The organism is Micromonospora antibiotica, from assembly GCF_017599305.1.
Lineage (GTDB): Bacteria > Actinomycetota > Actinomycetes > Mycobacteriales > Micromonosporaceae > Micromonospora > Micromonospora antibiotica.
Map to the genome: position 1 here is coordinate 395,494 of NZ_JAGFWR010000004.1, position 8,330 is coordinate 403,823.

The following is an 8,330-nucleotide window of genomic DNA, read 5'->3' on the forward strand; positions in this document are numbered from 1 at the left end:
ACCCGGCTGCAGGCACTGGGTTTGCTCAGGACGCCACGTCGAGCTCGTGCCGTTGCACACCGGACTCGTCGAGCAACAGACGGAGCTGCCGTAGAGCCCGCTGCCGGGTGGGGCCGATGGTGCCCACCGAGATGGACAGCTCCCGGGCGATCCGGTCGTAGGACGGGACCGATCCGGTGAACAAGGCCCGAATCAGCAGGCTCTGCCGGGGCGGGAGCCGGCTGACATAGCGCCACAGGAGTTGATCCCGTTCCCGGGCCAGCAGGCTGCTGTCGATTGCGCGCCGGTCGTCCGGCAGGGTGTCGCACATCCAGTCCTCCATGGGCTCGTCGCGGCGCTGGCTGATCAGGCGTAGGCAGTTGCGCCGCATGGTCGTGGCCAGCCAAGCGCCGATGCTCTCCGGGTCGTTGATCCGGTCGACGTTCTGGAACAGCCCCAGCCAGGTCAACTGGGCGGCGTCCTCAGCATCACCGGCCCGCAGCCGAAACCGGCCGCCGACGGCGCTCAGCATCGGGCCGTAACGTTCGACGAGCTGCTGCCACGCGGTCTCGTCCCCGTCGGTCGCGCGGCGAACGACGGTCGAAACGTGGGTCATGTCGGGCTCCTCTCGGGAGGGGTGGGGTATGAGCGACGGCACCGTCGGTGCTGCCGGGATCGGCCGGAGCCCGGCTGGCACCGCACATGGAGAGGGCCGGCTGTCGGCCGGCGAGGGCTGGTGACGAAGGTGATTCGACCCGGCCTGTGGATCCGCCCTCACCCGACGATGCCAGCGCTGGCGATCGGGCAGATGGGCAGCGACCCCCCGCTTTCCCAAGAACGTGGGTGGGGAGTCGACGACCGCCGCGTCACCGAGGATCCGTAGACGGCAGACCACCCCGCGCGGGCTGGTGCGACAGCCCGGCTCGCGCCAACCGTCGGTGACGGGCCGCCGGCCGGGGTGTCGGTGGCGGCGCGGCCCGGGCGATCGTGTTCGGCGAGCCGCAGAGGAACTCCAGTGACCTCTGGTGACTCGACTGTCACTCGTGGTGGGTGTGGTCTACGGGGAATGGTGGTAGCCGCTACCCATGCGCCGTACCACGGGCACCAGCATCATTCCGGCATGGACAGATCGCGGCAGCGGCGGACGGGGACGCCGAGCGGCGCGGGCGGGCCCTGGTGGGCCAAGGCCCGCACGCTCGTCGAGCGGGTTCGGGCGGCCGGTTCCGGTGGCCTCACCGGCGCCGCCCCTCCCTCCGAGACCGCTCACCTGCGGTTGCAGCAGTGGCGCACCGCGCACGGGCTGGCGGCGACCGGGCAGTTTGCGGTCCGGCTGGCCGATCTGGGGGTCACCGAGGGACAGCTGCTGGCGATGCTCGACCGTCCGACGTGGCCGGCCGTAGATGTGGCAGACCCTCCGAAGTGGGCCCAGTTCGTCGAGCGTGCCCTCGCCCTCGCTCCCGACCCGCCCGTCACGATTGCGGCCGATATCCCGTGGAGCGCGGCGTTCGGCCGCGTGTTCGCCCCGCTCATCGAGACCGCCTGCGCGGACCTGAGACACCAGATGCGGGCAGCAGATCTTCCCGGCGCACTCGACCCGTCCGCGGTCACCGCGGCCTTCGCCGACGGGCTCCGTGCTCGGCTCGTGGCGATGGCCTCCCGCACTCTCGTCCTGGAACTCAACCTCGCCCGCGAGGCCGGCCAACTGGCCGGACCCACGCCCGAGCACCGATTCGCCGCCTTCGCGACCGGCCTCAGCGGCCGCGCCCGGCTGACCGCGCTGTTCGTCGACTATCCCGTGTTGGCCCGGATACTGGCCACGGCATGCCGGCACGCGACCGAAGCGGCGGCCGAACTGACAACGCGGTTCGTGGCCGACCGTGGCGAAATACTCCAGGCGGTGCTCGCCGGCAAGGATCCTGGTCTCCTGACCGGGTTCGAGGCGGTGGGTGACCCTCACGGGAGAGGCCGCGCCGTGACGATCCTGCAGTTCACCTCAGGAGCCCGGCTGGTCTACCGGCCGCGACCGGTCACCGCCCACACCCGGTTCAACGTGGTGCTGGACTGGCTGAACGGCCTGCTGCCGGACCTGCAACTGCGTACCCTGAGCGTGCTCGAACGCTCAGGGTACGGCTGGATCGAGCTGGTCGATCCCGCGCCCTGTGCCAACGCCGGGCAGGTCGGCCTGTTCTACCACCGCCAAGGGGCACTACTGGCGGTGCTCTACCTCCTGGGCATGACGGACGTCCACCGGGAGAACGTTCTCGCCTGCGGTGACCAGCCTGTCCTCGTCGACGTGGAGACGTTGCTGCATCCCGATCTCCCCGTTCCGGGTGCGGTGCCCGATCCCGCGGCCCGGGCGCTGCGGGCGTCCGTGTACCGCACTGCCCTTCTTCCGCGACCGTTCCTCGGGGAACGAGGTGTGCTGGATTTCTCCGGGCTGGGCGGTGATCCTGTCGCACAGCAGTTCCTTGACACCGTCGACTGGTCAGAGCCCGGCACCGACCGAATGCGGCTGGTGCGTCGGGCCACCTCCGCGGGGCGGGGAGAGAACCGACCCACGCTTCAGGGGGTTCCCGCTGACGCCGCCGACTACAGCACCGAACTGCTCGCCGGGTTCCGGGCCGCCTACCACGCCGTGGCGGGACGACGCGACGAACTCGCCGGACCGGACGGTCTGCTGCAGCGGTTCTCTGGCGTCGACCTGCGGGTGATCCCCCGGCCGACGCAGATCTACGCGGTGTTGTTGACCGAGTCCACCCACCCTGACGTGTTGCGCGACGCCCTGGACCGGGAGCAGATCTTCGACCTGCTGTGGGCGGCGTCGGTGCGCGACCAACTGCGCAACCACCTGGTGCGCCATGAGACCACGCAGTTGTGGGACGGCGACATCCCAGTGTTCACCGGATGCCCCGACAGCCATGATCTGACCGGCGGCGACGGCGTTCCGCTGGTCGGCGTGCTCGCTGAATCGGGACTCGTCGCGGCACGCCGCAAGATCGCCAGTATGGCGGCGATCGATCAACGAGACCAGGAGTGGGTCATCCGGGCGGCGCTGGCCGCCCGTCTCGGCGGGGCCCGTCACGGGTGTGCCGAGCCGACTCGCGTGCGTCGGGAGGCGACGGCGCCGGACCCGGGTCGGCTGCTCGCCGTCGCATGCGGCATCGCCGACGCGGTCATCTCCGACGCCTATGACGACGGGAACTTCGCGAACTGGCTCGGGCTGGAGCCGGTGGACGAGCGGCACAGCACCGTGCTGCCGCTAGGGGCAGGGCTGGCGACCGGATATCCGGGGGTCGCCCTCTTCCTCGCCGAGTTGGCCCGGCTCACGGGCGTCGGGCGGTACGCCGAGACCGCCGTCCACGCGGCGCGTCAACTCCCCGTGCTGCTCGCCGCGCTCAATGAAAGACCCGATGTGGCCGGCGAGATCGGAAGCGGCGGCTTCGTCGGCTTCGGAGGCATGGCGTACTCGGCGGCCCGGCTCGCCGCTCTGCTCGGCGACGCGGTACTCGGCGATTGCGTCGAGACGGCAGTGCGTCTCGCAGGGCTCGCCGTTACGACGGACACCGGCACGGGCATGTTCGAGGGGCTCGCCGGCTGCCTCGCGGCGATGCTCTCCGTCAACGAGCTGACCGGACTGCCGCTTGCCGCCGAGACCGCCCGGGAGTGCGCGGAGCGTCTCCTGACGGTGCCCGCGCCCACCCGATCAGGGTTCGCCACCGGCGCGGCAGGGGTCGGTTGGGCCCTGCTGCGGTTCGCCGACGCCACCGCCGACGAACGGTGTGGCGTTGCCGGCACCGCTCTGCTGGCCCGCGCCGCGCAGGACCCAACCGGGCCGGAGGCAGCCCACACGTGGTGCCACGGTCTTCCGGGGATCGCTGCTGCCGTCGCCGACCGGGGGGAGTCGCTGGCGGACCCCGTGTTGGCCACCGTCGTGGACCGGGTCGCCGCAGCCATGCCCAGTTCGGGACTGCTTCGCGACCACAGCCTCTGCCACGGCGAGCTCGGCAGGCAGGAAGTGCTGACGATTGCGGCGGCGCAGGGCCGACCGGCTGCGCTCACCGCCCGGATCGTGCAGGCCGGACAACTGCTCGCCGACCTGGACCACCGCGGTCCGAGATGCGGCGTAGCCGGAGGCGTCGTCGTCCCCGGCCTACTGGACGGCCTGGCAGGAATCGGCTACGGGCTTCTCCGGGCCGGTTTCGCCGACCAAGTGCCCTCGGTGCTGCTCCTGCAGGCCGAGCCGACGAGGACACCACGACATGGTGCCGAGAAGTAGAAGGTTGGAGGACTGCATGCAGGACGAGCTGTCGGAGCCAGTTCAGCAGGGGCCGGTCGGGGGCGACGAATCGGCGGACCAGCACCCGGTGGGCGAGGTCAAGCTCGGTTTCCTCGCACAGGCGGGAAGGCGATCCATCCTCCTGACCGGCCTGCTGCTCTGGACGCCCGTCATAGCGTCCATACTGGACGACGGTAACACCAGCTATACCCTTGTATAAGCTGACATCAGTCGGTATCTGACCTCGCGATGATGTCACGCTGAGGACACGAGATGTTGCTCAGCGCGCTAGCCTGCCGGCATGCGCCTTTCGTCGCCCGTGGTGATCGGCCGTGATACCGAACTGGATGTCATCGATGCCCGGCTATCGGCGGCGAGAGCATCCTCCGGCAGGGCAGTGTTCCTGGTCGGTGAGGCAGGCATCGGGAAGACCCGACTTACAGAACAATGCGCGCATGCCGCGACAGCGGCCGGGATGGAGCTGCTGCGTGGCCGCAGCAGCTCCACCGGTCCTGTCGTCCCGTTCCGTCCCCTCGCGGAGGCGGTCTTGTCGCTGGCGCGTACCGGCCGCCTGCCCGACAACGCGGAACTGGCACCCTACCGGCCGACTCTTGCCCGGCTCGTACCCGAGTGGCGGGACCCGGCCGTGCGGGACCGGGTGGCCTCGGTCGTCGAACTGGCCGAGGCCGTGCTGCGTCTGCTCACCGCAGTGGCCGGTCAGCGGGGCAGCGTACTGATCTTGGAAGATCTCCACGACGCCGATGCGGAAACCCATGCCGTGGTGGAGTACCTGATCGACAACCTGGCGGAGTTGCCGGTGCTGCTGATGGCCACGATGCGTTCGGGACGGAGCCCGGCGACCGACCTGGCGTGGGCTGCGGCTGCCCGCCGGTGTGCGACCGTCATTGAGCTCGGTCCCTTGTCTGCTCGGGAGGTCCACCAGTTCGCCGCCGCCTGCCTGGACGCCGACGACCTACCTGACGAGCTGATCGACCGGTTGGTGCGCGACAGCGAGGGCAACCCGTTCGTCGCCGAGGAACTGCTCAACGGCATGATTAGTGCCAGCGCGCTGGTGCAGCGGGATGGCCGCTGGCGGTTCACCGCCAGCCCCGCCATCGCGGTGCCACACACCGTCACCCACAGCGTCACCCGGCGGATGAACGGCCTCGACCCGGAGGCACGGACCTTGTTGCACACCGCCGCCGTGCTGGGCAGACGCTTTCCTGTAGCGGCGGTTCGAGCGGCGACCGGCATCGAGGAACGCGCCCTGCTCGGCCACCTGCGCGCTGGCGTGGACGCGGAGATCATCATCCCCGACCGGTCGACGCCCGACTGGTACTCCTTCCGCCATGCGCTCACGGCCGACGCGATCCTGACCGCACTTACCCCTACCGAGCAGTCTGCGTTGGCGCAGCGGGCCGCCGACGCCCTGGAGCCGGAACACGCCGGGCTGCCCGGGCACTGGTGCCAGCTCGCGGCCGGACTACGGCAGATGGCAGGCGACCACCGCCGCGCCGCGCTGCTGTTTGCCGAAGCCGGCCGCCGTGCGCTCGCTGACGGGGCGACGAGCTCCGCCGTCACCCTGCTCGAGCGCTCCTACCTGCTGATGTCCGACCAGCCCGACCCGGACGCGCGAGCCGGCATCCTCGAGTCGCTGCTGTACGCGCTCGCCGAGGTGGGCCAGGCCGAGCGAGCCTTCGCACTCGTCGACCAGGCCACCTGGATCAACGCCTCGACGCTCGGCGTCGAGCAGCACGTGCTGCTGCGGACCCGCCTGGCGTGGGTCGCCGTCGTCACCGGCCGGTGGTCCGACGGTGCGGCCCAGGTGCGCATCGCGCGCGCGATCCTCGGCAGTGACCCACCAGCCGCGCGGGCCGCCCAGGTCGACGTTGTCGAGGCGCATCTGATCTTCGGCAATGGCGATGGCGGTGACCGGACGGCACTGGCCGAGCGGCTGGCGCAACAGGCGCTCGCCGTGGCGGAGCGGGCACCGCTGGCCGAGACCGCCTGCCAGGCGCTGCAACTGTTGGCCATGATTGCCCGCAGCAGGAGCTTCGACGAAGCAGAGGGCTACCTGACCAGGATGCTGGCGATATCTGAGGAGCACGGACTTCCCCTCTGGCGGATCAGCGCGTTGTTCCGGCTCGGGGTCAACCAGAGCATGCGTACCAGTGAGCAGACGCTACTCGACCAGGTGAAACGGGCGGCTGAATTGTCCGGGGCCATCCTGCTCGGCTACAGCATCGAGGTTGTGTACGCCATGCACGCCGTGATGCAGGGCGACTACCGCAGGGGCGACGAGATCGCCGCCCGCTGCGCCGCCGCCACCGCACGTCTGCGCAATGTTGACGACCAACAGTTCGCTTTGGTCACCGCCGCCGCCTCGGCTGCTCACCGTGGCCAGCGGCGGCTGATGGAGCAGAGACTCGATGATTTCCGTGCCGCTGGAGGGGGCGAGTCGAGTCAGATCCCTCTCGCGTTCGGGTTCTGCGAGGCTGTTTGCGCGCTTCTCGAGGAGGACCGTGCGGGGGCGATAGCTGCCCTCGACCTGGCCCGGGCGTGGGAGGACCAGCACCCGAACACGTACTACATGACGGGCCGCAGCGGCCTTCGGCCCTTACTCGACGCGTTGGGCGGCACGGCTGACTCGGCGGATCTGGAGGCAGTGGCAGCCACGTCGGCGGCGACTCTGCGCTGGAACCGGCAGTTCTTGCATCTGGCGAAGGCGGTGGCATTCGGACGTACGGGGGATGTCGACCTTGCCGCCGCCGAGATCACCCTGGCTCTGGAGGCGGCGGCACCGTACCCGATGGCTCACCACCTCGGGCTGCGGCTGGTCGCTGAGGCCGCGCTCGCCGACGGTTGGGGCGATCCTGTCGCCTGGCTGCGGGCAGCGGAGGAGTACTTCCACAACGCCGAGGTGCTGGTGATCGCCGGAGCCTGTCGCGGAATGCTCCGTCAGGCAGGGGCCCCTCGGGGGCAACGACGCTCCGGCCATGACCGGATCCCGGCCCGGCTGCGCGATCTCGGGGTGACCGTCCGCGAGTACGAGGTTCTCCTACTGCTGATCAACGGCCACGACAACCAGGATCTGGCCCTGCGTATGCACATCTCACCGCGAACCGTGGAGAAACACGTCGCCAGCCTGCTGCTCAAGACCGGGTACGCGAATCGCAAGGCGCTCCGTGACGGTGTCAGAGGCCTGTCGTCGCAGGACCGCCCCGCAGGTCCCCGCCAATGATCCACTCGGCAGCGACGGAGCCGCACGTCGACCTGGTCAGCGGGGTCCAGGAGCGGGTGGAACAGGCGCTGACCCAGTCGACGACTTCCTGGTCGAGGACGGACCTGTCGAGCTTCGCAGCGGCAGGACTGCGGTTCATCGGGGCGGTGACACCGAGCTGGCCGGGTGACCGCTGCGGGCGAACGCGGCGGTCGCCGGGGTGGCCTCGAACTGCGTCACACGGCGGCCGGGACGATCACCGCGCTGTGCGGCCGACGTTTGAGTACGCACTAATCAGGACATGCCCGCAGCAGATCCCTAGGTTCGCCCCCATGATGTCCTCTCCCACTACCAATTCCGCACCTATCTGATTTCGGCGCGCACTGACGACCCTGACCTGCGGCGCCCTTCTGCTTCCCACGACCCTCGCCTCGTCGGCCGACGCCCCCGACGGCCGACGCGGCGACAGGCTCGCCGACCTGCGGGTGTGCGACCTGTCCGCCTGCTACCTGGCGGTGGGGGTGGTGGGGGTGGTGGGGGTGGTGGGGCTACAACGTCCGAACGTGCCGTGGAAGGGCCGGCGGCATGGGCGCCGCGCGGATCGGCGGTGGGAACGGACGGGCGCAGGTGCCCAGCTCGACTTCCCATCATGACGCGATGCTACGAACCCCTGTCGCCTCGCAGTCGGTCTGCCGTATCCGACGGGCGGCAAATCTGGATGATGCTCCTATAGAAGTCAAGGGGTGTTGAGGGTGGTGAAGTCGGCGAGGAGGGCGGTGTGGACCTCGCGGACGATGTAGCGCTTGAGGCAGCGCATGATCTCTTTTTTGTTGAGGCCTTGTTTGGTGCGTTTGT

The 8,330-nt window shown here is 69.9% G+C and carries 4 protein-coding genes; 3 read left to right on the forward strand and 1 reads right to left on the reverse strand.

Annotated features, from left to right (window positions below):
- Positions 1-25: 25 nt before the first annotated feature.
- Entirely contained in the window at positions 26-595 is a 570-nt protein-coding gene (locus JQN83_RS11785; protein WP_208567131.1) for an RNA polymerase sigma factor, read from the reverse strand.
- Positions 596-943: 348 nt separating this feature from the next.
- On the opposite strand from JQN83_RS11785, the gene JQN83_RS11790 reads away from it, so the two are divergent.
- The 3 genes from JQN83_RS11790 (at position 944) to JQN83_RS11800 (ending at position 7,496) form a co-directional block, all read left to right on the forward strand.
- Complete coding sequence (locus tag JQN83_RS11790) at positions 944-4,255, forward strand: type 2 lanthipeptide synthetase LanM family protein (protein ID WP_208567132.1); 3,312 nt, start codon at positions 944-946, stop codon at positions 4,253-4,255.
- Between the two features lie 16 nt (positions 4,256-4,271).
- A complete protein-coding gene (locus JQN83_RS11795) occupies positions 4,272-4,475 on the forward strand; it encodes a hypothetical protein (RefSeq protein ID WP_208567133.1) in 204 nt (67 codons plus the stop codon).
- 81 nt (positions 4,476-4,556) lie between these two features.
- Positions 4,557-7,496: a helix-turn-helix transcriptional regulator gene (locus JQN83_RS11800; RefSeq protein WP_208567134.1), complete on the forward strand. Its 2,940-nt coding sequence runs from the start codon at positions 4,557-4,559 to the stop codon at positions 7,494-7,496.
- Positions 7,497-8,330: the final 834 nt, after the last annotated feature.

What these genes read in the sequence shown, in the direction of transcription:
- JQN83_RS11785 (WP_208567131.1), bottom strand. Translation starts at nt 595, where the DNA reads ATGACCCACGTTTCGACCGTCGTTCGCCGCGCGACCGACGGGGACGAG.
- JQN83_RS11795 (WP_208567133.1), top strand. Translation starts at nt 4,272, where the DNA reads ATGCAGGACGAGCTGTCGGAGCCAGTTCAGCAGGGGCCGGTCGGGGGC.
- JQN83_RS11800 (WP_208567134.1), top strand. Translation starts at nt 4,557, where the DNA reads ATGCGCCTTTCGTCGCCCGTGGTGATCGGCCGTGATACCGAACTGGAT.